24 protein-coding genes are annotated in these 21,345 nt (G+C 50.8%); 8 read left to right on the plus strand and 16 right to left on the minus strand.

All coding sequences use genetic code 11. From position 1 onward, the window contains the following. Window positions 1–58: 58 nt before the first annotated feature. The 4 genes from plsX to HMPREF2551_RS00875 form a co-directional block, all read right to left on the minus strand. Entirely contained in the window at window positions 59–1,129 is a 1,071-nt protein-coding gene (gene plsX, locus HMPREF2551_RS00860; protein ID WP_070836799.1) for a phosphate acyltransferase PlsX, read from the minus strand. A gap of 121 nt (window positions 1,130–1,250) precedes the next feature. After that, window positions 1,251–1,775, minus strand: a complete 525-nt coding sequence (locus HMPREF2551_RS00865) for a phosphoribosyltransferase (protein ID WP_003748924.1) — start codon at window positions 1,773–1,775, stop codon at window positions 1,251–1,253. A gap of 92 nt (window positions 1,776–1,867) precedes the next feature. Then, the gene (rpmF, locus tag HMPREF2551_RS00870; protein ID WP_002240035.1) at window positions 1,868–2,047 is read right to left on the minus strand and encodes a 50S ribosomal protein L32; all 180 of its coding nucleotides are present in this window, start codon (window positions 2,045–2,047) and stop codon (window positions 1,868–1,870) included. A gap of 33 nt (window positions 2,048–2,080) precedes the next feature. Beyond that, window positions 2,081–2,584, minus strand: coding sequence for a YceD family protein (locus HMPREF2551_RS00875; protein WP_070836800.1), 504 nt, complete (start codon window positions 2,582–2,584; stop codon window positions 2,081–2,083). 55 nt (window positions 2,585–2,639) lie between these two features. On the opposite strand from HMPREF2551_RS00875, the gene HMPREF2551_RS00880 reads away from it, so the two are divergent. After that, window positions 2,640–3,230: a Maf family protein gene (locus tag HMPREF2551_RS00880; protein ID WP_070836914.1), complete on the plus strand. Its 591-nt coding sequence runs from the start codon at window positions 2,640–2,642 to the stop codon at window positions 3,228–3,230. 54 nt (window positions 3,231–3,284) lie between these two features. Then, a complete protein-coding gene (locus HMPREF2551_RS00885) occupies window positions 3,285–3,995 on the plus strand; it encodes an SAM-dependent methyltransferase (RefSeq protein ID WP_004520414.1) in 711 nt (236 codons plus the stop codon). A 94-nt stretch (window positions 3,996–4,089) separates the two neighbouring features. Here HMPREF2551_RS00885 and yidC read toward each other — a convergent pair whose 3' ends face one another. The 4 genes from yidC to rpmH all read right to left on the minus strand — a co-directional run bounded on the left by yidC (window position 4,090) and on the right by rpmH (window position 6,551). Next, complete coding sequence (gene yidC / locus HMPREF2551_RS00890) at window positions 4,090–5,736, minus strand: membrane protein insertase YidC (RefSeq protein ID WP_070836801.1); 1,647 nt, start codon at window positions 5,734–5,736, stop codon at window positions 4,090–4,092. A 118-nt stretch (window positions 5,737–5,854) separates the two neighbouring features. Then, window positions 5,855–6,076 carry a membrane protein insertion efficiency factor YidD gene (gene yidD, locus HMPREF2551_RS00895; protein ID WP_003682178.1) on the minus strand — a complete coding sequence of 74 codons (222 nt, stop codon included), beginning with the start codon at window positions 6,074–6,076 and terminating at the stop codon, window positions 5,855–5,857. Next, window positions 6,073–6,414 carry a ribonuclease P protein component gene (rnpA, locus tag HMPREF2551_RS00900; protein ID WP_003748912.1) on the minus strand — a complete coding sequence of 114 codons (342 nt, stop codon included), beginning with the start codon at window positions 6,412–6,414 and terminating at the stop codon, window positions 6,073–6,075. The genes yidD and rnpA overlap by 4 nt, the downstream gene beginning before the upstream one ends. A gap of 2 nt (window positions 6,415–6,416) precedes the next feature. After that, on the minus strand, window positions 6,417–6,551 hold the full coding sequence (rpmH, locus tag HMPREF2551_RS00905; RefSeq protein ID WP_002214728.1) for a 50S ribosomal protein L34: 135 nt from the start codon (window positions 6,549–6,551) through the stop codon (window positions 6,417–6,419). 319 nt (window positions 6,552–6,870) lie between these two features. Here rpmH and dnaA point away from each other — a divergent pair, with 319 nt between their 5' ends. Next, a complete protein-coding gene (dnaA, locus tag HMPREF2551_RS00915) occupies window positions 6,871–8,439 on the plus strand; it encodes a chromosomal replication initiator protein DnaA (protein ID WP_070836803.1) in 1,569 nt (522 codons plus the stop codon). Between the two features lie 106 nt (window positions 8,440–8,545). Next, a complete protein-coding gene (gene dnaN / locus HMPREF2551_RS00920; protein WP_070836804.1) occupies window positions 8,546–9,649 on the plus strand; it encodes a DNA polymerase III subunit beta in 1,104 nt (367 codons plus the stop codon). A gap of 137 nt (window positions 9,650–9,786) precedes the next feature. Here dnaN and HMPREF2551_RS00925 read toward each other — a convergent pair whose 3' ends face one another. From HMPREF2551_RS00925 to orn, 6 genes are all read right to left on the minus strand, one after another. Then, window positions 9,787–10,149: an ACP-like domain-containing protein gene (locus HMPREF2551_RS00925; RefSeq protein ID WP_004520408.1), complete on the minus strand. Its 363-nt coding sequence runs from the start codon at window positions 10,147–10,149 to the stop codon at window positions 9,787–9,789. 297 nt (window positions 10,150–10,446) lie between these two features. Then, window positions 10,447–12,033 (minus strand): L-lactate permease, encoded by a 1,587-nt coding sequence (locus tag HMPREF2551_RS00930; protein WP_070836805.1) that lies wholly within the window; start codon window positions 12,031–12,033, stop codon window positions 10,447–10,449. Between the two features lie 331 nt (window positions 12,034–12,364). Beyond that, window positions 12,365–13,000 carry a 7-carboxy-7-deazaguanine synthase QueE gene (locus HMPREF2551_RS00935; RefSeq protein WP_070836806.1) on the minus strand — a complete coding sequence of 212 codons (636 nt, stop codon included), beginning with the start codon at window positions 12,998–13,000 and terminating at the stop codon, window positions 12,365–12,367. A gap of 108 nt (window positions 13,001–13,108) precedes the next feature. Then, window positions 13,109–13,480, minus strand: coding sequence for a DUF1304 domain-containing protein (locus HMPREF2551_RS00940; protein ID WP_049359223.1), 372 nt, complete (start codon window positions 13,478–13,480; stop codon window positions 13,109–13,111). A 74-nt stretch (window positions 13,481–13,554) separates the two neighbouring features. Next, window positions 13,555–13,977, minus strand: coding sequence for a 6-carboxytetrahydropterin synthase QueD (gene queD / locus HMPREF2551_RS00945; RefSeq protein WP_036492897.1), 423 nt, complete (start codon window positions 13,975–13,977; stop codon window positions 13,555–13,557). A gap of 63 nt (window positions 13,978–14,040) precedes the next feature. Continuing rightward, window positions 14,041–14,598: an oligoribonuclease gene (gene orn, locus HMPREF2551_RS00950; RefSeq protein WP_070836807.1), complete on the minus strand. Its 558-nt coding sequence runs from the start codon at window positions 14,596–14,598 to the stop codon at window positions 14,041–14,043. A 133-nt stretch (window positions 14,599–14,731) separates the two neighbouring features. Here orn and dxs point away from each other — a divergent pair, with 133 nt between their 5' ends. The 3 genes from dxs to HMPREF2551_RS00965 are packed head-to-tail and all read left to right on the plus strand — an operon-like array spanning window position 14,732 to window position 19,104. Beyond that, window positions 14,732–16,621, plus strand: a complete 1,890-nt coding sequence (gene dxs / locus HMPREF2551_RS00955) for a 1-deoxy-D-xylulose-5-phosphate synthase (protein WP_070836808.1) — start codon at window positions 14,732–14,734, stop codon at window positions 16,619–16,621. 36 nt (window positions 16,622–16,657) lie between these two features. After that, window positions 16,658–17,668 carry a glycosyltransferase family 2 protein gene (locus tag HMPREF2551_RS00960; protein ID WP_070836809.1) on the plus strand — a complete coding sequence of 337 codons (1,011 nt, stop codon included), beginning with the start codon at window positions 16,658–16,660 and terminating at the stop codon, window positions 17,666–17,668. Between the two features lie 35 nt (window positions 17,669–17,703). Continuing rightward, a complete protein-coding gene (locus HMPREF2551_RS00965) occupies window positions 17,704–19,104 on the plus strand; it encodes an L-serine ammonia-lyase (RefSeq protein WP_070836810.1) in 1,401 nt (466 codons plus the stop codon). Window positions 19,105–19,184: 80 nt separating this feature from the next. Here HMPREF2551_RS00965 and HMPREF2551_RS00970 read toward each other — a convergent pair whose 3' ends face one another. Together HMPREF2551_RS00970 and HMPREF2551_RS00975 are read right to left on the minus strand one after the other, a co-directional pair. Further along, window positions 19,185–19,406 carry a hypothetical protein gene (locus tag HMPREF2551_RS00970; protein ID WP_036492912.1) on the minus strand — a complete coding sequence of 74 codons (222 nt, stop codon included), beginning with the start codon at window positions 19,404–19,406 and terminating at the stop codon, window positions 19,185–19,187. Between the two features lie 8 nt (window positions 19,407–19,414). Continuing rightward, entirely contained in the window at window positions 19,415–20,044 is a 630-nt protein-coding gene (locus tag HMPREF2551_RS00975; protein WP_036492914.1) for a C40 family peptidase, read from the minus strand. A 260-nt stretch (window positions 20,045–20,304) separates the two neighbouring features. On the opposite strand from HMPREF2551_RS00975, the gene hslO reads away from it, so the two are divergent. After that, entirely contained in the window at window positions 20,305–21,201 is an 897-nt protein-coding gene (gene hslO / locus HMPREF2551_RS00980) for an Hsp33 family molecular chaperone HslO (RefSeq protein WP_049336392.1), read from the plus strand. Window positions 21,202–21,345: the final 144 nt, after the last annotated feature.

The following is a 21,345-nucleotide window of genomic DNA, read 5'->3' on the forward strand; positions in this document are numbered from 1 at the left end:
AGATAAAAACAGGCCGTCTGAACATTGTGAAGTTTCAGACGGCCTGTGTATATCAGCCTTAAGCTTCCGTGGCCGCAGCGGCGGTTTCTTCCTGTTCTGCTTCTGCTTTGGCGGCTTCTAAAGCAGCCAACTGGGTGGCTACGCCTTGTTCGATTTGGGCGAGGCCGGCGGATTTGGCTTCGTGGTAGGCTTCTTCCAAAGCATAACGGAAGCCGACTTCGTCGGTTCCGCCATGGCTTTTAATCACGATACCGCGTAAACCAAGCAAGATGGCGCCGTTAAATTTGCGCGGATCCAGTTTGCCTTTCAAGCCTTTGAGCGCGGGCAGGGCGGCAATGGCGGCAAGTTTGTTGAACAGGTTGCTTTGGAATTCACGGCGGATGGCGCCGCTCATGAATTTAACCGCGCCTTCGATCGTTTTGAGCATAACGTTGCCGACAAATCCGTCTGCGACAACGACATCGGCTTCGCCATACAAAACGCTGTTGCTTTCGATATTGCCGATGAAGTTGAGTTTGCTGCTGCTCAACAGTTTAAAGGTTTGTTTGACGGCATCCGTGCCCTTGATGTCTTCTGTACCGACGTTCAAAAGGGCGACACGCGGGCTGCCTTTTTCGGGGTGTAGCGCGTGTACCAGCTCGCTGCCGATGATGGCAAATTGAACCAGTTGTTCGGGCGTACAGTCAACGTTGGCACCCAAATCCAAAGCCAAAGTAACGTGTTCGCTGTCGGAAGGCAGGAATTTGGCGATGGCAGGGCGCTCAATGCCGGGAATGGTTTTGAGGACGAATCGGGCGGTCGCCATCAGTGCGCCGGTATTGCCTGCCGATACGGCGGCTTGCGCGTTGCCTTCTTTGACTTGGTTGATGGCGATGCGCATGGATGATTCTTTTTTATTTTTCAGCGCGGATTGCGGCGCTTCATCCATTTCAACAACTTGTGCTGCATGGCAGACGGTAATGCGGTCCATAGGCGCACCTGCCGAGCTTAATGCTTGGCGGACTGCTGCTTCATCGCCGACCATAATCAGATGTACATCGGATTGTTGTTTAAGGAAATCCACTGCACCGGGGACGGTAATCGCAAGGCCTGCATCTCCGCCCATGGCATCTACGGCCAGTGTAATCATGTTGTTCTCCGGTTTGTGTGTTTCAGACGGCCTCAGACCATCGGACAAGCACACTCATCTGATTTTCAGGAGATAGATTGAAAATCAGATGGAAAGGCTTGTTGCGACGGTCATGCCGGATTTATCGGTTTTGCGCGGCCAATTTATTGTGTTCGTCAATGTCCAGTGCGTCCCAAGGATAGTTGATCCACCAGTCTTCCACGGTAATGCCGCTGAAATAAGGGATGCCTTCGGGAATCTTGCCGACTTTGGCTTTGATTTTTTCATGCAATACTGCCACGCCGATGGTGCCGAAATCTTCTTTCAACAATTCGTTCAGGCAGAATTCCATGGTAACGCGGCTGTCGTCCACTTCGTCAACAACCAGTACGTTTTTGCCTTTCAGTACATCGGGAACGGGATCGAGCCATTGGACCTTTTTCACTTCCTCGGTCACTTGACCTTCGTGATCGTTGTCGTAGTAGGCTGTGGTCACGGCGTAAATCGGGATTTCCAAGAAGCAGCGCAACATGCGGGCAGGGATAAAACCGCCGCCGCCAATGGCAATCATGGCATCGTATTTGGTGCCGGAGTTTTGGATTTTTTCCGCCAATCCTTTGATTACGCGGTGGATGTCGTCGTAGGTGTACCAGATTTTACGTTTCATGGTGTGCTTCCGAAGAGGAAAATACAGGGTGCAATGCAAAAAAGCCAGTCATTGCATGGCAATATTCTGGCTTTTTCAGTCAGACGAACGGATTATTCGCCTTTAGCTTTTACCACTTTACGGCCACGGTACATACCGTTTGGAGAAATGTGGTGTGGACGATGCACTTCGCCGGTTGCGCTGTCGACAGACAGAGAAGGCGCAGTCAGAGCGTCGTGTGAACGGTGCATACCGCGTTTGGAAGGGGATTTTTTGTTTTGTTGAACGGCCATTTCAAGCTCCTAAATAAATAAACTGTGTCCTAATTAACTGCTTTTCAAACCTGCTAAAACAGCGAAGGGGTTTGGTTTGTCCCGATTGACTTCTTCCAGTGTCCCATTGTTGCCGCAGTCTTCGTGTCGAGGGGAGAAAGGGAGCGACATCAGGATTTGGTCTTCGACCAGAGTTCGTACGTCTAGCTCTTTTTCGAGCAGCATGCCTTCCAATTCTTCATCGGCAAGCATGGCTTCGTCCAAACTCTCTTCATCGGCAAACAAGACGATACGGCTGGTTTCATCGAGCAGAAACGGCATGGGCGTAATGCAACGCTGGCAAATCAGGGGCATATCGGCTTTGACGTTCAAATCGAGAAACAGACGTTGCAACCGGTCGCGGCCGCCTTGCAGCGTAAACGACACGCGCGTCTGTTTGTCGGCCGGATAATCGTGCGAACTGACTCGTTCATCCAATTCTTCGAGCAGGAAGCTGCCTTGCAGATTCTGCCCTTCGGCGGCGAAAACTTCTGGGTCAATCAAATTAGGGTATGACATAAACGGAGTATGATATAATTTCGGCAGTCTAACGTCAATGTTTTTAAGTAAAAATATGGAAGTAAAACTGCCTTTGGTTTTAGGGTCGAGTTCGGTTTTCCGCTGCGGACAGCTTCGCCGTTTGGGTATCGATTTTCAGACGGCATCGCCTGATTTTGACGAAACGCCTATTGTGGGCGAGCATGCGGGCGAGACGGCGCTGCGTTTGGCTGAAGGCAAAGCCCGTTCATTGGCGGCAGCTTTCCCTGCCGCGCTGATTATCGGCGCAGACCAAGTCGCATGGTGCGAAGGACGGCAGTTGGGCAAACCGATGAACGTCGCAAATGCACAACAGATGCTGGAAAACTTAAGTGGAAAACGGATTGAATTTTACAGCGCAATCGTGCTTTTGAATACTGCTACGGGCAAGGTTCAGCATCATGTCGATCATACGGTGGTTACCATGCGCCAGTTGTCGCAGGAACAAATCAGCCGATATTTGGAACGTGAGCCGGATGCGGTTTATTGTGCCGGCGCGGCGAAGAGCGAGGGTTTGGGCGCTGCTTTGTTGGAGCGGATTGAAAGTACGGACCCAAATGCTTTGATTGGCCTTCCGATTTTCCGTCTGATTGATTTTTTGAAAAACGAAGGTGTGGAAGTTTTATAGTTTGAGGCCGTCTGAATGTGTTCAGACGGCCTGAGATTTTTGGGAGTTGCAAGAATGAAACCGATTTTGTATTTGATTCCTACCCCTTTGGGTGCGCCTGATACGCCATGCCTGTTGCCGCATGAGCAACAGGCGATTGTCGGGCTGACGGATTTTGTCGTGGAAGCGGAAAAAACAGCGCGCGCGCATTTGAAACACTTGGGTGTGACTACGCCTATCCGCGAGCTGAATCTGCAAACGCTGAATGAACACACGGATTTGAAGACTTTGCCGGAATTGCTGAAACCTTTGCAAGAAGGGCGCAGTATGGGTATTGTCAGCGAGGCAGGTTGCCCGGCTGTTGCCGACCCGGGCGCGAATTTGGTGGCGTTGGCGCATAAACACGGTTTTGAAGTACGGCCTTTGGTCGGGCCGTCCAGTTTGTTGCTGGCGCTGATGGCTTCGGGTGCGAATGGTCAGAACTTTGCGTTTAAGGGTTATTTGCCGTCTGAAAAAAATGAGCGTATTCAGCGTTTGAAGGCTTTGGAGCAACGGTCGCGCCAGCAGAATGAAACGCAGCTGTTTATCGAAACGCCGTATCGCAACGATGCGTTGTTGGCTGATGCAGTGGAAAACCTGCATCCTGAAACGCGATTATGCGTGGCCACGGACTTAACCTTGCCGACACAGGAAATCATCAGCCAGACGATTGCGCAGTGGCGGAAAAGAAAAGAAATGCCGAATTTGAAAAAACGCCCGACGATTTTTGTGCTTCATGCCGCTTAAAACTGGATTGGGTTCAATCTCAAACTGTATTTGTTTGGGGAAATAAAAAAGGCCGTCTGAACAACAGACGGCCTTTGTGTTGCCTAAGCTTTTATCAAGAAACGACTTCGCCTTGGGCGCGTTGTTTTTCGATGCTGCGGTTGATGTGCCATTGTTGGGCGATGGTCAAGAGGTTGTTGACAACCCAGTACAGAACCAAACCGGCAGGGAAGAAGAAGAACATGATGGAGAAAATCAAAGGCATGACTTTCATCATTTTCGCCTGCATAGGGTCGGTTGACGGCGGATTCAGATAAGTTTGTGCAAACATGGTTGCCGCCATAATCAAAGGCAGGATGTAGAAAGGATCCGGACGGCTCAAGTCGGTAATCCAACCCAACCAAGGCGCTTGGCGCAATTCTACGGAGGCGAACAATGCCCAGTACAGGCCGATGAAGACGGGGATTTGCAACAGCATAGGCAGGCAGCCGCCCAGCGGGTTGATTTTTTCGTCTTTATAAAGCTGCATCATGGCTTGTTGTTGCGCCATGCGGTCATCGCCGTATTTCTCTTTGATGGCTTGCAATTTAGGCGCGGCGGCACGCATTTTTGCCATAGAGCGGTAAGAGGCGTTGGTCAACGGGTACAGCACGGCTTTGACGATGATGGTCAAAACGATGATTGCCCAGCCCCAGTTGCCGATGATGTTGTGCAGTTGGTTCAAGAGCCAGAAGAGCGGGGAGGCGAACCAGTGTACTTTGCCGTAGTCTTTGGCCAATTGCAGTTTGTCGGCGATATTGGCGATAACGGAAGTGGTTTGCGGACCGGCATACAGGTTGATGGCGGTTTCGGCTTTCGCGCCGGCTTGAATGGCGGCTAAAGGCACGCTGACGCTTGCGCTGTACAGGTTGTCGTTGCGGCGTTTGATGTCGATACGGCAGTCGCCTGCGGTGCATACGCTTTGGCCGTCTTTAGGCTGCAAAATCCAAGTGGACATGAAGTGGTGTTCAATCATGCCGAGCCAGCCGGTCGGCGTTTTGCGGATGTATTCGGCTTCGGATTTGCCGGATTTGGCATCGTCGTCCAAATCAGAGAAGCTGACTTTTTGGAAGCCGCCTTCAGGGGAGTAAACCACCGGGCCGACGTAAGAGCGGGTAAAGTAGCCTTGGCCTTCGGGTTCGCTGTGGTCGCGGACGATGCGGTAGTCTGCGCTCAGGTTGACGGGTTGGCCTTTGCTGTTGGTAATGTCGAAACGGACGTTAACCAAGTAGCTGCCTTTGGTGAAAGTATAAACTTTGTCGATTTTCAGGCCGTTGGTTTCAGGCGCGCTCAGGCGGACTTCGACTTTGTCGCCTTCCAAACTGTATTGTTTTTGCGGAGCGCTAAAGTTGATGCCTTTCAGAACGTTGTTGCCTTGTGCGTCCAAAAGCTCGGATTGGGCAACGTAGGTGTATTCTTTGCCGTCGTTAAACAGGACGAAAGGTTTGTGTTCGTCGCCGGTTGCTTTGTATTGCAAGAGGGTCAGCTGACGCAGGTCGCCGCTTTTCTCATCGATGACGGCTTTAACCGTGTCTGTGGTAACGGTAATAGGGGAGGCTGGGGCAAGCGCGGCTTCGGCAGCGGCTTTTGCCGGAGCGGCGGCCGTTTGCTGTTGCGCGGCTTGTTGCGCCGGATTAGGTTTGGGGCTGGGGAAAAAATGTTCCCAGCCGGCAAAGATTGCCACTGAAATGGCAAAAAACGCCATTAGTCTTTTAAAATCCATAAGAGATTCCTGGAATTGACGGATAGGTAATCGAGATGAAAACTGCTTCAGACGGCATTATATAGAAACCGACGGGAAATTAAAGGAAATCGTGTTCTTTAAATGGTTGACAGCAGCATTATGGAACAGGGTCGTGTCCGTGTCCGCCGAAAGGGTGGCATCGTGCGATGCGTTTGATGGCTAGCCATCCGCCTTTGAATGCGCCGTATTTTTTGACGGCTTCGACTGCGTATTGTGAACAGGTCGGGGTGTAGCGGCAGCGCGGCGGAATGAGGGGGCTGATGCAGTATTGGTAAAAGCGGATGAGTGCAAGGAGGAGCTTGGAAAGCAGGGTGTTCATCGGCGTTTTTTCATCAGCTGGGCAAGTTGGTTGCGGGCTTCCGGGGCGGTTTCCCGATTAAACGCCTGACGCACGCGCACAACAAAATCATGCGGCGGCAGCTGGTGTTGATTCAGCCTGAACCAGTCGCGGATGACGCGCTTCATATAATTGCGGTCATGGGCGCGTTTGGCGGTCTTTTTGCTGACGACCAAACCAAGGCGCGGATGGCCGAGCGCGTTGTCTGCGGACTGGGAGACTTGCAGCAAATCGCGGCTGCGTCGGTTTTTCAACGCAAAAACGGATGAAAAATCATCCGTTTTTAATAAGCGATACTGCTTCGAGAAGCCGTAATTCAAAATTATACAGCCAGGCGTTTGCGGCCTTTGGCGCGACGGGCAGCCAATACTGCGCGACCACCGCGGGTTTTGGAGCGAACCAAGAAGCCGTGGGTGCGTTTGCGTTTGGTAACGGAAGGTTGATAAGTGCGTTTCATGATGTTTCCTAAAAATTGGTAGATAATTAAACCGTGAATTACACTCCAATTTGCCGCTTTTGTCAATCAATATAAAAACTTTTCGTTGGCTAAAATGTGACAACGGGTTTTATGCATTGATAGAATTTGTGGATAAAATTTTGCGGCGGTTGTGGATAAAAAAGAGCGGAATGGGTATAATCGCCCAACCTTGCTTTTCTCTGTGCGCAAGGCCGTCTGAAAGCAGCGGGAATATTGTAAAAATTTGATTTTTATCGGATTGCCTGTTTGCTCTGCCTTCTTGTATTTCCCAAATCTTCCATTTTCCGAGCTTAATCTCATGACGTTAGCTGAATTTTGGCCGCTGTGCCTTTGCCGCCTTCACGAAATGTTGCCTGCAGGGCAGTTTGCGCAATGGATTGCGCCTTTGACCGTGGGCGAAGAAAACGGCGTATGGGTGGTGTATGGTAAAAACCAATTTGCCTGCAATATGCTCAAAAGCCAGTTTGCCGCCAAGATTGACGCCGTGCGTGCCGAGTTGGTGCCTCAGCAGGTGGCTTTCGCGTTTAAGCCGGGCGTAGGTACGCATTATGAAATGGCGGCTCAGGCTGTTGCTCCGGTGCAAATGCAAGAAGTTGTTGAAGTCGAAGAATGTATAGAGCCTGTCCAAATGCCTTTGCAAACCGTTGCGGCAGTAGAAGAAGACAGGCCGTCTGAAACGGTGTCCAAGCCTGCCGCTGCCAAGACGGCTGCCGAGATTTTGGCGCAACGCATGAAAAACCTGCCGCATGAGCCTCAAGTACAAACTGCCGCTCCGGCTGAGTCTAAAGCGGTGGCAAAAGCTAAAACCGACGCGCAACACGATGCGGAAGAAGCGCGCTACGAGCAAACCAATCTGTCGCGCGACTATACATTTGAGACTTTGGTGGAAGGTAAGGGCAACCGCCTTGCCGCCGCAGCCGCCCAAGCGATTGCTGAAAATCCGGGGCAGGGCTATAACCCGTTTTTCTTATACGGCAGCACCGGTTTGGGTAAAACCCACTTGGTGCAGGCCATCGGCAACGAATTGCTGAAAAACCGTCCCGATGCCAAAGTGCGCTATATGCACTCGGACGACTATATCCGCAGCTTTATGAAGGCGGTGCGCAACAACACTTATGATGTGTTCAAGCAACAATACAAACAATATGACCTGCTGATTATCGACGATATCCAGTTCATCAAAGGCAAAGACCGTACGATGGAAGAGTTCTTCTATCTGTACAACCATTTCCACAACGAGAAAAAACAGCTCATCCTGACGTGCGACGTATTGCCTGCCAAAATCGAAGGCATGGACGACCGTCTCAAATCGCGTTTCTCATGGGGTTTGACTTTGGAACTCGAACCTCCCGAATTGGAAATGCGCGTGGCGATTTTGCAGAAAAAGGCAGAAGCCGCCGGTATCAGTATCGAAGACGAAGCCGCTTTGTTTATCGCCAACCTAATCCGCTCTAATGTGCGCGAGTTGGAAGGCGCGTTCAACCGAGTCAGCGCCAGCAGCCGTTTTATGAACCGTCCTGTCATCGACATGGATTTGGCGCGTACGGCTTTGCAGGATATTATTGCCGAGAAACACAAAGTCATTACCGCCGACACCATTATCGATACGACGGCCAAATATTATCGCATTAAAATCAGCGATATATTGGGCAAAAAACGTACGCGCAACATCGCCCGACCGCGCCAAGTCGCCATGAGCCTGACCAAAGAGCTGACCACGCTCAGCCTGCCTTCTATTGGTGATGCCTTTGGCGGTCGCGACCATACGACTGTGATGCACGGCGTGAAAGCAGTGGCAAAACTGCGCGAAGAAGATCCCGAATTGGCGCAAGACTACGAAAAACTGCTGATTTTGATTCAGAACTGACTCAATGCAATATTCAGACGGCCTAATATCGATATGAGGCCGTCTGAATACAAAAAATATTTTAAAATACCCAAATCAACCGATTTCAAATTCAAAGGAATGGAACATGCTGATTTTACAAGCCGACCGCGACAGTCTGCTCAAGCCGTTGCAAGCCGTTACCGGTATCGTTGAGCGTCGCCATACTCTGCCGATTCTGTCCAATGTGTTGCTGGAAAGCAAAGACGGACAAACCAAACTTTTGGCAACCGACTTGGAAATCCAAATCAATACCGCCGGCCCTGAAAGTCAGGCAGGCGATTTCCGCATTACGACCAACGCTAAAAAATTCCAAGACATCCTGCGCGCCCTGCCCGACAGTGCGCTGGTTTCCTTAGATTGGGCGGACAACCGTTTGACTCTGCGTGCGGGCAAATCCCGTTTTGCCCTGCAAACCCTGCCTGCTGAAGACTTTCCTTTGATGAGTGTCGGCAACGATGTCAGCGCGACTTTCTCGCTGACTCAAGAAACCTTCAAAACCATGCTTTCGCAAGTGCAATACAGCATGGCGGTTCAAGACATCCGCTATTACCTCAACGGCTTGCTGATGCAGGTCGAAGGCAACCAACTGCGCCTTGTGGCAACCGACGGCCACCGCCTTGCTTATGCGGCCAGCCAAATTGAAGAGGAACTGCCGAAAACAGAAGTCATCCTGCCGCGCAAAACGGTATTGGAACTCTTCAAACTGCTGAATAATCCGTCCGAATCCATCACCGTTGAGCTTTTGGACAATCAAGTACGCTTCCAATGCAACGGCACGACCATTGTCAGCAAAGTCATCGACGGCAAGTTCCCTGACTTTAACCGCGTGATTCCTTTGGATAACGACAAGATTTTCCTCGTATCCCGTACCCAGCTTTTGGGTGCGCTCGAACGTGCCGCCATTCTTGCCAATGAAAAATTCCGCGGTGCGCGACTGTTCTTACAGCCAGGTTTGCTGAGTGTCGTATGTAGCAACAACGAGCAGGAAGAAGCACGCGAAGAGCTGGAAATCGCTTATCAAGGCGGAGAGCTTGAAGTCGGTTTCAACATCGGCTACCTGATGGATGTGTTGCGTAACATCCACTCCGACGATATGCAGCTTGCCTTCGGCGATGCCAACCGCTCAACGCTGTTTACTATGCCGAACAATCCGAACTTCAAATACATCGTAATGCCGATGCGTATTTGATTTGGAAAACAAACAAAAAGAGCGTGTACGGTACACGCTCTTTTTTATAGGCTCGAATCAAAAGGCCGTCTGAAAATTGTTTTTCAGACGGCCTTTTGATTAAACCGGGATGATTCGGTTAAATAGGAAAGCTGGGATTAACGTGGACGTGGTTCGCAGTTTTTCACCAGGAATGAGCCGTTAGGGGCGTTCACGCCAACCACTTCAGAAGTAGTATGGGTGTTTTTGTCGATGAAACCGGCAGACATTACATAGCCTTTACGGTTGGTGAAAGTAGTGCCAGTGCTGTCAGAACGTTTTTTGTCGACAACCAAAGAGGCTTTTTTGCCACCGGCGTTTACGTCGGCAGTAACTGCACGGCCGCTACGGTCAAAGCCGTACATCACGTTCAGTGATTTGCCACCGTCACAACGGTAAGAAACGAAGCCGGCAGGTGCAGCGGCAGCAGAGAAGGAAACAGTAGCCAATGCGGCTGCAGTGATAACAGAAAGTAATTTCATGATCTAAGCTCCATATGAGGGTTGTGTGTTATCTTGCAAAATGAGAAAGGGTTTCCGTTTGCAGATGAAGTGTATTTTAGGCGTTTTGTCGGTAGTGGCAATTAGGTAAATTGCAAAACAGTGTTTACTTATGGTTACCCGATTGTTTATTAATAGAAAGTTGTTTGTAATTTGGTGTTGCAAAGTGGTTATGCGGGTTGTTGCGAAATATATACATTAATGATTCTTTAAGAAATATAGCGAAAGAATACAAAAAAGGCCGTCTGAATATTCAGACGGCCTTTGATATGAAGCGGTTTACAAGAAGAAAATTGAAGCGATAGTCACGGCGATGACGCCATAGATGCTCATCGGGATGACAGTTTTCTTGATGATCGCGCCTTCGGCGTTGTTCACGTTCAACACGCTGCACACGGCGATGATGTTGTTGATGCAGACCATGTTGCCCATTGCGCCGCCGACGGATTGCAGGGCAAGGATGAGGGTAACGGACAGGCCGGTATCAAGCGCGATTTGTTGTTGAATCGGGCCGAAGGTCAGGTTGGATACAGTGTTGGAGCCGGAGAAGAATGCACCGATTGCGCCAAGGTAAGGGGAGAAGTACACCCAGTGTTCGCCTGCCATCGCGGCAAACTCTTTACCGATGATTTTCACCATGGAGTCATCGCCGCCAACCATCATCAGCTGAACCATAATCAACGCACCCATCAGTGCAAGCAGAGGTTTTTTGGTTTGGTTGAAGGTTGCAGCGTAGAAAGACCAGGCATCTTTGAATTTGGTTTTGTACAGCAGGATGCAAATCCAAACGGTGAAGACAAACGGAATCCAAGCCGGAACGTAGAGGGTTTGATAGGAAGCGTTTACGCCTTGGCCGAAGATGTTGCCGAAGGTGATGGTCAGGGAGTCGCTGACGGTGATTTTGGACAAATCAAACGGCAGTTGGAAGCTGAACCATTCTTCTTTGCTGGTCAGCAGGCCTTTAATGCCCAACTGTTTGATACGGGTGACTACCAGCATACCGATCAGCATACCCAAAGGAGCCAGTGCTTTGGCAACTTGTGCGAAAGGTACTTTTTCTGCATTCGGGTCTTTGGCGTAATCTTTGCTTAAGCCCCAGCCGCGGTTTGCCGCAAATACGGATACCATCAGGCCGATTGCGCCGGCAACCAGAGATGGGAATTCTTCATTGACCATCGCCAACGCGACGTAAGGAAGGGTACAGGAGAATACGGCGATACCGATGAAGCCCAAGTTTTTGCGGATTTCAGCCCAAGGCACGATGAAGCTCAAGCCGATAACAGGGATGATGAAACCTGCGAAGAAGTGCATGACGCCGGTTTGCATACCGATTTCCATAATGCTTTTTTGATCCAGGCCCAAAGGTGCGAAGCCGAACCAAGTCGGTGTGCCTACCGCGCCGAAGGAAACGGGCACGGAGTTCATCACCAAAGTAAAGATGGCTACTTTCAACGGATTAAAGCCCAAGCTCATCAGGATCGGCGCGGCAATGGCGGCAGGCGTACCGAAACCGGACGCGCCTTCAATCATAAAGGCGAAAGACCAGCCGATGATCATCAATTGGGCAATCGGGTTCGGGCTGATGGTGGCCAGCCATTTGCGGATGACGTCGATACAGCCGGTGGTTTCCATCATGCGGTTGAACATAATGGCACCGAAAATCACGGTAATCGGGGTCAGGGTAGAAACGAGGCCTGACGCTGCCGTTGCGTTGAGCAACATGGCGTTGTCGCCGAAATAAAACAGTTTGATGACGTAAATCAGCGCGGCGGTAATCGGCAGCGCAATGTAAGACGGCATACTGTTTTTCTTAACCATCAGCCAAATCAGCAGGATGATGGGGAAAATGCTGAGAAAGAGAGCCATAGGAATATCCTCGGGGCAACAAGCACCATAACCGTCAATGCAATGGCGGTTTGATACGATGTGTTGAGCAATAAATGTTTTTCGAATAGATATTTGCATCCTCAGATGCGGTCAGTTATCAGGTAAATTGGTTTTACCAATTTATGAAAACTGTTGCACACTTTACGTAATCTTATGTAATCGGTCAAGAGGTTTGTAACAAAAAAAGGCCGTCTGAAATAGGGTTTCAGACGGCCTGAGCGCTTTGCCAGTAGTGCATTTGGTCGAATATCAAATGGTATTTACATTCAATATTTTGTAAAGGTTTAATTTTTGATTGATTTTAAACGAATTATTCTATTCCTGCCCATTTATGCGTTTGCACGCTCAGTTGCCAATGGACGGGGGCGTCGGCTCGGCTGTTTAACACGCCGATTTGGCGGATGGTGTCGTAGATATTCATCGCGCCGTCTTGTTCGCAAGGCGAGAGGTAGTAATGTCGGGCGCGGATTTTGCGTTCCATTTCCTGACAAAACGCAATGACTTCGCCGTCAGCGACAATGCGCACTTCGTCTGCTTTTTCGATGCAGCTTTTTTCATATTTGGCGGCGTAACAGGCTTTGGGACTGGTGGCAACGTAGTCGATTTGCGGCGGAGCGGGGTTGAGACCGTTGGTTTCGATACACAGAAAATAACCTTCGGCTTTGAGTGCGTTGAGCAGGGTATTCAAATGCGGTTGGATGGTGGGTTCGCCGCCGGTAATAATGATATTGCGCGCCGTGTAGGTTTTCAGACGGCCCAAAATATCGGAAAGGCTCATCATGCCGAATTTGAGGTAGTCGGTATCGCACCAGCTGCACGCGAGATTGCATTTGCCCAAACGGATGAAAACGGCGGGCATACCTGTGTTCCAGCCTTCACCTTGCAGGCTTTCAAAAATTTCGACAATGCGGTATTGGGGATTGTTCGGTGTGATGTGAATGGTCATGAATATTAGGTGTGCGGGATTGAATTGTTGTCGTGAAGCGTTTTGAGAAATAGGTTGAGGCAGCCATTCTTTTTGTCAGCTCAATAGGAAAGAATGGCTGGTGTGTGCTTAAGCGGCAATGACGGCTGCAGCGGCCAAAAATGCCGGCAAGCCTTGTTTGAACAAAATGCCTTTGTTGCCGGATGAAAACGCGCCCCATGCGGCGGCGATGAGGACGAAGCCGAGGAATAGGATGGTCGCGCCGTAAACGGCGTTGTCGGGTGCGGCAAAGCGTGCCCATACCAAGCCGATGGCAAGGAAGCCGTTGTACAGGCCTTGGTTGGAAAACAGGGTTTGTACGCGTTTTTGTTCCATAAATTCGTAAGGCATGTTGAACAGCTCTGACGCTTTTTCGCTTGGGATTTGTGTCATTTCGAGCCAGGCGATGTAGAAATGTTCGACAGCGACGAAGAGGACGAGGAGGGTGGAGAGGAGTTTCATGAAGATTCCTTTTGATGTTTAGTGTATGAGGTATTTATGGGAACAGGCCGTCTAAAAAAATACAGGATGGCGGTTTATTCCCCTTCATATTCCGCACACGAAGTCGGCGTTTCCCATAATTTTACGCTGCATACTTTGACACCGGCGTTTTTCAGACGGCCATACATTTCTACGCTCATGTTTTCGGCGGTGGTGCGGCAGGGCAGACGCAGGGTTTTCATGTTCCAGCCTTCCAAAAGCGCGGCGATTTGGCTTTCGCGTTCGTTGTCGCCGTGATAGATGAAGGCATGGTCGAACGGGTCGGTAATGTGTTGTTTGACGATGGCTTTCAGGTCGGTAAAGTCCATCACCATGCCGTCTTTTGCGCCGCCTTGGATAACGGGCGCGGAGACGGTGATTTCGAGTTTGTAGGTGTGGCCGTGCAGGTTTTGGCACTTGCCGTCATGCCCGTCGAGCATGTGCGAGGAATCGAAGGTAAAGATTTTGGTGATTTTCATGAGATGAAGGAAGCCGATCAGGCCGTATGAACGGTGTCAAACCGGTTTCAGACGGCCTTGGGATTATTGTTCGGAAGGGAGTTTGAGGAAATGCTCGCGATAATGGTGCATTTCTTCGATACTTTCGAGGATGTCGTCCAATGCCTTGTGCGAACCGCGTTTGACTACGCTTTTGGCAACGGCCGGATTCCAGCGTTTGGCCAATTCTTTCAGCGTGGATACGTCTAAGTTGCGGTAGTGGAAATAGGCTTCCAAACGCGGCATGTATTTGACCATGAAGCGGCGGTCTTGATGGATGGAGTTGCCGCACATGGGCGTGGATTTCTCAGGTATCCATGCGGACATGAAGTCCAGCAGGTTTTGCTCGACTTCGGCTTCGGTCAGTTTGGATTCGCGTACGCGTTGGGTCAGACCGGTACGGCCGTGGGTGGCGGTGTTCCATTCATCCATGCTGTCAAGCAATTCGTCGCTTTGGTGGATGACGTAAACGTCCGATTGCGCCAGTACGTTCAAATCGGAGTCGGTAATGATCATGGCGACTTCGATAATGCGGTCGTGTTCCGGGTTGAGGCCGGTCATTTCCATATCGAGCCAGCAGAGGTTGTTTGCGTTTTGGGTCATTTCAGACGGCCTTGTGTTTTCAGTTGGCAGTATTATAAAGGATAAAGGTTCGGGCCGTCTGAAAGCATTTGTAACAAGTTGTGCAATCTCTTGATATAATCGTCCGTTACACAAAAAATCACCGCCAAAAATCATGAACCCAAGCCCTTTGCTCGATATGATCGATACGCCTCAGGACTTGCGCCGTCTGGAGAAAAAACAGCTGCCGCAAGTCGCCGCCGAATTGCGCGAATTTCTGTTGGATTCCGTCGGTAAGACGGGCGGCCATTTCGCCAGCAACTTGGGCGCGGTCGAGCTGACGGTGGCGCTGCATTATGTGTACGACACGCCCGAAGACCATTTGGTCTGGGATGTCGGCCATCAAAGCTATCCGCACAAAATCCTCACCGGCCGCAAAAATCAAATGCATACCATGCGCCAATACGGCGGTTTGGCCGGTTTTCCGAAACGCAGCGAGTCGGAATACGACGCGTTTGGCGTGGGCCATTCTTCCACATCCATCGGCGCGGCTTTGGGCATGGCCGTTGCGGACAAACAGTTGGGCAACAACCGCCGCAGCGTCGCCATCATCGGCGACGGCGCCATGACGGCGGGTCAGGCGTTTGAGGCCCTGAACTGCGCAGGCGATATGGATGTCGATTTGCTGGTCATCCTCAACGACAACGAAATGTCGATTTCCCCCAATGTCGGCGCGCTGCCGAAATACCTCGCCAGCAACGTCGTGCGCGATATGCACGGCCTGTTGAGCACCATCAAAGCCCAATCGAGCAAAGTGTTGGACAAATTGCCCGGCGCGATGGAACTTGCCCAAAAAGTCGAAAACAAAATCAAAACCTTGGCAGGCGAAGCGGAGCACGCCAAGCAGTCGCTGTCTTTGTTTGAAAACTTCGGTTTCCGCTATACCGGCCCGGTGGACGGCCACAACATTGAAAATTTGGTGGACGTATTAAAAGACTTGCGCGGCCGCAAAGGCCCTCAGTTGCTGCACGTCATCACCAAAAAAGGCAACGGCTACAAATTCGCCGAAAACGACCCTGTCAAATACCACGCTGTCGCCAAACTGCCGAGCGAAGTGCCTGCCCCGGAAGTGAAACCTGCCGCGTCCAAACCGACTTATACGCAAGTGTTCGGCCAATGGCTGTGCGACCAAGCGGAGGCGGACGAGCGTTTGGTTGCCATCACGCCAGCCATGCGCGAGGGCAGCGGCTTGGTTGAGTTTGAACAGCAATTCCCCGACCGCTATTTCGACGTCGGTATCGCCGAGCAACACGCCGTTACCTTTGCCGGCGGTTTGGCGTGCGAAGGCATCAAGCCTGTCGTGGCGATTTACTCCACTTTCCTGCAACGCGCTTACGACCAGTTGGTACACGACGTTGCCTTGCAAAACCTGCCTGTTTTGTTCGCCATCGACCGCGCAGGCATTGTCGGTGCAGACGGCCCGACCCATGCCGGTTTGTACGACTTGAGCTTTTTGCGCTGTGTGCCGAACATGATTATTGCCGCACCAAGCGATGAAAACGAATGCCGCCTGCTGCTCTCAACCTGCTATCAGGCAAACTCTCCGTCCGCCGTCCGTTATCCGCGCGGTACGGGCACGGGAGCAACCGTTTCAGACGGCCTGGAAATCGTTGAAATCGGTAAAGGCATCATCCGTCGCGAAGGCAGTAAAATTGCCGTTATCGCCTTTGGCAGCATGGTTGCCCCATCATTGACCGCCGCCGACAAGCTGAATGCGACCGTTGCTGATATGCGCTTTGTCAAACCGATAGACGAAGAGCTGATTGTCCGTCTCGCCCGAAGCCACGATTACATCGTTACCGCCGAAGAAAACGCCGAACAAGGCGGCGCAGGTAGCGCGGTGTTGGAAGTGTTGGCGAAACACGGCATCTGCAAACCGGTGTTGCTGTTGGGTGTAGAAGACAAAGTTACCGAACACGGTGACCCGAAAAAACTGTTGGACGACTTGGGTTTGAGTGCCGAAGCGATTGAAAAACGCATTGCCGGCTGGATCAAGGCCGTCTGAAAAATGATTAAAACCTATCAATACATTGCATAATTTATGGGAAAAAAACTAATCAGCATCAGCATGGTGCGCAACGAAAACGACGTGATCGAATCGTTTGTCCGTCATAATCTCGAGCTGATGGATGAAATGCACATCATCGATCACGGCAGCAGCGATGGAACAAGGGAAATCCTGATTCAATTGAAAGAAGAAGGTTTGCCGATATTTATCTATCAATATCAAGCGCTCAAGTACAATCAAGAGCAATTGGTAAACCTGCTTATGAAGCAGCTTGTAGCAAAAGACGAAGCGATAGATTTCGTTTTTCCGCTGGATGCGGACGAATTTATTTCATGTCCTAGCCGTATCATGCTGGAACAACTTTTGGATGTCATCAGCGAAAACAGGATCGGCATGTACCTTTGGCGCGGCTATTTGCCGACATCGTTGCAATACAACCCCGATTTCACCACTCAATTTACCGAGCAACGCCTCGAAACGCTCTTTACCCCCAAAGTCATTATCCCCAGATGGGCTGCTGAATCTTGCAGCGTGATTATCGGCTGTCATTACATGTTGGATAAAGATGGCAACAAGGTTAAATCAACCCTGTTTCATTCGCCGGATTATCGAGGTTTGCATTCCTGGTTTATCGAGCATTTTTCCGCCCAATTTGCGGAGACCGATTTGTTGTGGCTGGGGCATTTTCCAATCCGCTCCTTGAACCAGCACATCAAAAAAATCCTCGAAAAGTCCATCTTGATTGCCATCAAAGACGGAAGCAACGATATTGCCTGGGAAAACCAGTTGCGCGAATTGTTGGACAACGGCATGAAGATGGACTTGAACGATTTACGGCTGTTGGCATACAGATACCGCGCCGGTTCCACAAGTTTAGAGGCCTCACAGTGTGAAGTCAGTCATTACGAACCCTTGCGTAAAAAACCGCTGACGCTGAAATACACCTCGCCGGAAGCAGGCGACCCTTTGATGACTGTCGGACATTTGGTACTTGCATTGGCAAGCGGCGCACAAAATTCCTCTTTAGGCCTTAAGGCCGTCTGAAAAACACAGCCCGCACACACAATAATAGGAAAATTATGATCAGCATCTTTGATATTTTCAAAATCGGCATCGGCCCGTCCAGTTCGCACACCGTCGGCCCGATGAAGGCCGCGGCCGCCTTTGCCGATTTGCTGCATGCCGAAAACTTGGATACACAAGTGGCGCGCATTGTCATTGAAGTGTACGGCTCGCTTGCCTTGACCGGTATCGGACACGGCACATTCGACGCATTATTGCTCGGTTTGGAAGGCAGTCTGCCGCACGATATTCCGCTGGCAGACATCCCTCAACGCTTGGAACGCATTCGCACGCAACACGTTTTAAAACTCAACGGCCGCGAAATGGCCTTCAATCCCGAAAAAGATTTGGATATCCGCGGCGACAAAGTGTTGCCCAAACATCCGAACGGTTTGAACTTTATCGCCTACCATTCAGACGGCCTGAAGCTGAAAGAGCAGATTTATTATTCGGTTGGCGGCGGTTTTGTCGTTACAGACGAAGGGTTTGCACAAGAGGTGCAGGAAAATGCCGATGTGCCGTATCCATACAAAAACTGCGACGAGTTGCTGGCACAATGCCGTCTGAACCAGTTGAATATTTCCGAAGTCGTGTTGGCCAATGAAGCAGCGTTGGCAGGTTGCGATGAAGCGGAAGTTCGCCGCCGGGTGGCCGCCGTAGCCGATGTGATGGAAAACTGCATTAAGCGCGGCTTGGATGCGGAAGGGCAATTGCCGGGCGGCTTGAACGTACGCCGCCGCGCGCCGCAGTTGGCGGCCAAACTCAAAGTCCTGCGCGAGAGTGAAATCGTCAATACCCAACTTTGGCCGATGGTGTACGCCATGGCGGTCAACGAAGAAAATGCCGCCGGCGGCCGCGTCGTAACCGCACCGACCAACGGCGCGGCAGGCATTATTCCTGCCGTCTTGCACTATTTCCGCAAATTTAATCCGCACGCCAACCAATCGCGTGTTGAAGACTTCCTGCTGACTGCCGGCGCCATCGGCATTTTGTACAAAACCAACGCATCGATTTCCGGCGCGGACGTCGGCTGCCAAGGCGAAGTCGGCGTAGCGTGTTCCATGGCGGCGGGGGCATACGCCGAAGTTATCGGCGGAACCCCGAAACAAGTGGAAAACGCCGCCGAAATGGCCATGGAACACCACTTGGGCCTGACCTGCGACCCTGTCGGCGGCTTGGTACAAATCCCCTGTATCGAGCGCAACGGCATTGCTGCCGAAAAAGCCCTCAAGCTCGCCACGCTTGCGCTTTTGGAAGACGGCACAGACAAAAAAGTTTCACTTGATGAAGTGATTCAAACCATGCTGCAAACCGGCCGCGACATGAAGGTAACCTACAAAGAAACCTCACTCGCCGGCCTGGCCGTTACCTTGCAGAAAAAAGCCGTCCCCGTATCCGTGCGCGTGGTGGAATGTTAGAAATAGAATAGGGCAATTACCCGATAAAAAAGGCCGTCTGAAAAATTTTCAGACGGCCTTTTTTTGTATGGATCGAATCACTAACCGTTTTTTTGATAAGGGTTTTCCAGCCCGGCCATTAAGTCGCGGAAGTATTCGCGCAACTGTTTTTCGGAGCAACCCATCAGCAGAGCGTCTTCAAAAGCGTCCTGCGCCATTTGGTAGAGTTCGTTCAAGTTTTCGGTCATGACTTTGACTTTTTCGGTACAGGAAACGATCTGACCGTCGTCGTCATACCATTTGGGCATTTGCGGCATTGCCATAGCTCACCTCAGTTTAAGAAACGGGAAGGATCGTTTTTCTTCACACGGCGGCCGAAGGCGTATTTCGCGCTCCAATATTTGTGGCCGAGGCTGGTAATTTCGATACGTTTGCCCGTCCTCGGTGCGTGAATGAAATTGTTGTTGCCGATGTAGAGGCCGACGTGGGAAATACGGCCGCGACCCATGGTGCGGAAAAAGACCATGTCGCCCGGCTGCAATTCGGAACGGCTCACGGCAACGCCCATTTGCGCTTGTTCGGCAGAAGTGCGCGGCAGGTTCAGGCCCATGGCGCGTTTAAAGATGTGTTGCATAAAGCCGCTGCAGTCAAAGCCGGTGGAAGCCGATGTGCCGCCGTAGCGGTAGGCCACGCCGAGCAAGCCCATGGCGCTGCCGATTAACTCATCTGCGTTGCCCGAAGGTGCGCGCGTATTGTTGCTTGCGGCAGGATAGGTATTGGTGGGATGGACAGGGGTTGCCTGACGCGTATTGCCGTAAACATTGGCATTGTCGTTGAATTGGTTTAAAACACGCTGACGGGTGGTAATCAGGTTTTCCAAATCATCGGCGTAAGAAAAATTGACGCTCGCAAGCATGGCGACCGAAGTCCAAACTGCTGCGAGCCGGAGTAAAAAATTCATTATAAAAACTTCCGTTTCAGAAGGCATTCCCTGCCGATTGCAGGCACATTGCCGGTTTCTGAGATGTTATCCCGTATCATTCTCTTGTTATCTGCTTGATTGTATTAAAAAACTGTCTTTTTGGCAAAAAAACTGCTGTTATTTTGCGTTAAACCCTTGTTTCCAAAAGAACTAGAAAAACATCAGGCGCGGTTTCGCTTGATTTATCCGCCGCTGCAACCATATAAGCGGCATTCATTGATTTATTTTCAGAGACTGACATGACACAAAATCACAGCGATATCCGTACACGCTTTATCTTCGACGATATGCCCATCCGCGGTATGCACATCCGCCTTGAAAAGGTTTGGCAACACATTGTTAACCAAAAACATTATCCTGTCGCCATCCGCCGCGCTTTGGGCGAGTTGCTGGCCGCCGGCTCTTTATTGTCTGCCAACCTTAAAAACGAAGGCACGCTGATTGTTCAAGTTCAAGGTCAGGGCCGTCTGAAAATGTTGGTGGTGGAAGCGACTTCTGAAAATACTGTCCGCGCTACTGCCCGTTGGGACGAAACTGCTGAAATCCGTGATGACGAAAGCCTGACTGCGCTGTTGGGCGAAAACAGCGTATTCGTTTTGACCCATCAGCCTAAAGATGCCGACCCTTGGCAAGGTGTTGTCCCACTGGAAGGCGACAGCATTGCGCAAATGCTGGTCAACTATATGAAACGTTCCGAGCAGCTCGATACCTATATTACGCTTGCCGCAGACGACCACGCCGCGGGCGCATTATTGCTGCAACGTCTGCCGGAAGAAGAATTGGATGATGCCGCGTGGGAACATGTGACCACGCTTGCGCAAACGCTTACTCCGCAAGAATTGACCGGTTTGGACGCGCATCACGCCCTTTACCGCCTTTACCATGAAACCCCGCCCCGCGTTTTTGAACCGGAAGCCATTGAATTTGCCTGCACCTGCTCCCGCGGCAAAGTCAGCGATATGCTGTTGATGCTTGGCGGTCAGGAAGTCGGCGGCGTGGTGGCGGAACAAGGCAGCATTCAAATTGACTGCGATTTCTGCCATAGCAAATATGTGTTTGATGAAACCGATGTCAACGCTTTGTTTGGTGCGGACGTGGTGAATGCCGTCCGTCAAGAAAATGAGCGTTTGCAGTAATCGCGCGATAAAAGTTGCTTAAAAAATTAGATTATTTAATAGAAGGGCAGGTGTAAAACCTGCCCTTTCTTTTTGGGAAAACTGAATATCATCAATAGAAAATGCCGTCTGAAAAAAGCGTGGCTGATTTCAGACGGCATGATT

It is taken from the genome of Neisseria sp. HMSC066H01 (assembly GCF_001837375.1).
Taxonomy (GTDB): domain Bacteria; phylum Pseudomonadota; class Gammaproteobacteria; order Burkholderiales; family Neisseriaceae; genus Neisseria.

Coding starts and splice junctions, on each gene's coding strand:
- HMPREF2551_RS00880 (WP_070836914.1), top strand. CDS start 2,640: ATGGAAGTAAAACTGCCTTTGGTTTTAGGGTCGAGTTCGGTTTTCCGC.
- yidD (WP_003682178.1), bottom strand. CDS start 6,076: ATGAACACCCTGCTTTCCAAGCTCCTCCTTGCACTCATCCGCTTTTAC.
- HMPREF2551_RS00865 (WP_003748924.1), bottom strand. CDS start 1,775: ATGAAACGTAAAATCTGGTACACCTACGACGACATCCACCGCGTAATC.
- dnaN (WP_070836804.1), top strand. CDS start 8,546: ATGCTGATTTTACAAGCCGACCGCGACAGTCTGCTCAAGCCGTTGCAA.
- plsX (WP_070836799.1), bottom strand. CDS start 1,129: ATGATTACACTGGCCGTAGATGCCATGGGCGGAGATGCAGGCCTTGCG.
- HMPREF2551_RS00925 (WP_004520408.1), bottom strand. CDS start 10,149: ATGAAATTACTTTCTGTTATCACTGCAGCCGCATTGGCTACTGTTTCC.
- HMPREF2551_RS00975 (WP_036492914.1), bottom strand. CDS start 20,044: ATGAATTTTTTACTCCGGCTCGCAGCAGTTTGGACTTCGGTCGCCATG.
- orn (WP_070836807.1), bottom strand. CDS start 14,598: ATGACCCAAAACGCAAACAACCTCTGCTGGCTCGATATGGAAATGACC.
- hslO (WP_049336392.1), top strand. CDS start 20,305: ATGACACAAAATCACAGCGATATCCGTACACGCTTTATCTTCGACGAT.
- HMPREF2551_RS00885 (WP_004520414.1), top strand. CDS start 3,285: ATGAAACCGATTTTGTATTTGATTCCTACCCCTTTGGGTGCGCCTGAT.
- HMPREF2551_RS00965 (WP_070836810.1), top strand. CDS start 17,704: ATGATCAGCATCTTTGATATTTTCAAAATCGGCATCGGCCCGTCCAGT.
- HMPREF2551_RS00940 (WP_049359223.1), bottom strand. CDS start 13,480: ATGAAACTCCTCTCCACCCTCCTCGTCCTCTTCGTCGCTGTCGAACAT.
- rpmH (WP_002214728.1), bottom strand. CDS start 6,551: ATGAAACGCACTTATCAACCTTCCGTTACCAAACGCAAACGCACCCAC.
- HMPREF2551_RS00960 (WP_070836809.1), top strand. CDS start 16,658: ATGGGAAAAAAACTAATCAGCATCAGCATGGTGCGCAACGAAAACGAC.
- dnaA (WP_070836803.1), top strand. CDS start 6,871: ATGACGTTAGCTGAATTTTGGCCGCTGTGCCTTTGCCGCCTTCACGAA.
- HMPREF2551_RS00930 (WP_070836805.1), bottom strand. CDS start 12,033: ATGGCTCTCTTTCTCAGCATTTTCCCCATCATCCTGCTGATTTGGCTG.
- yidC (WP_070836801.1), bottom strand. CDS start 5,736: ATGGATTTTAAAAGACTAATGGCGTTTTTTGCCATTTCAGTGGCAATC.
- HMPREF2551_RS00970 (WP_036492912.1), bottom strand. CDS start 19,406: ATGGCAATGCCGCAAATGCCCAAATGGTATGACGACGACGGTCAGATC.
- HMPREF2551_RS00875 (WP_070836800.1), bottom strand. CDS start 2,584: ATGTCATACCCTAATTTGATTGACCCAGAAGTTTTCGCCGCCGAAGGG.
- rpmF (WP_002240035.1), bottom strand. CDS start 2,047: ATGGCCGTTCAACAAAACAAAAAATCCCCTTCCAAACGCGGTATGCAC.
- HMPREF2551_RS00935 (WP_070836806.1), bottom strand. CDS start 13,000: ATGACCATTCACATCACACCGAACAATCCCCAATACCGCATTGTCGAA.
- queD (WP_036492897.1), bottom strand. CDS start 13,977: ATGAAAATCACCAAAATCTTTACCTTCGATTCCTCGCACATGCTCGAC.
- dxs (WP_070836808.1), top strand. CDS start 14,732: ATGAACCCAAGCCCTTTGCTCGATATGATCGATACGCCTCAGGACTTG.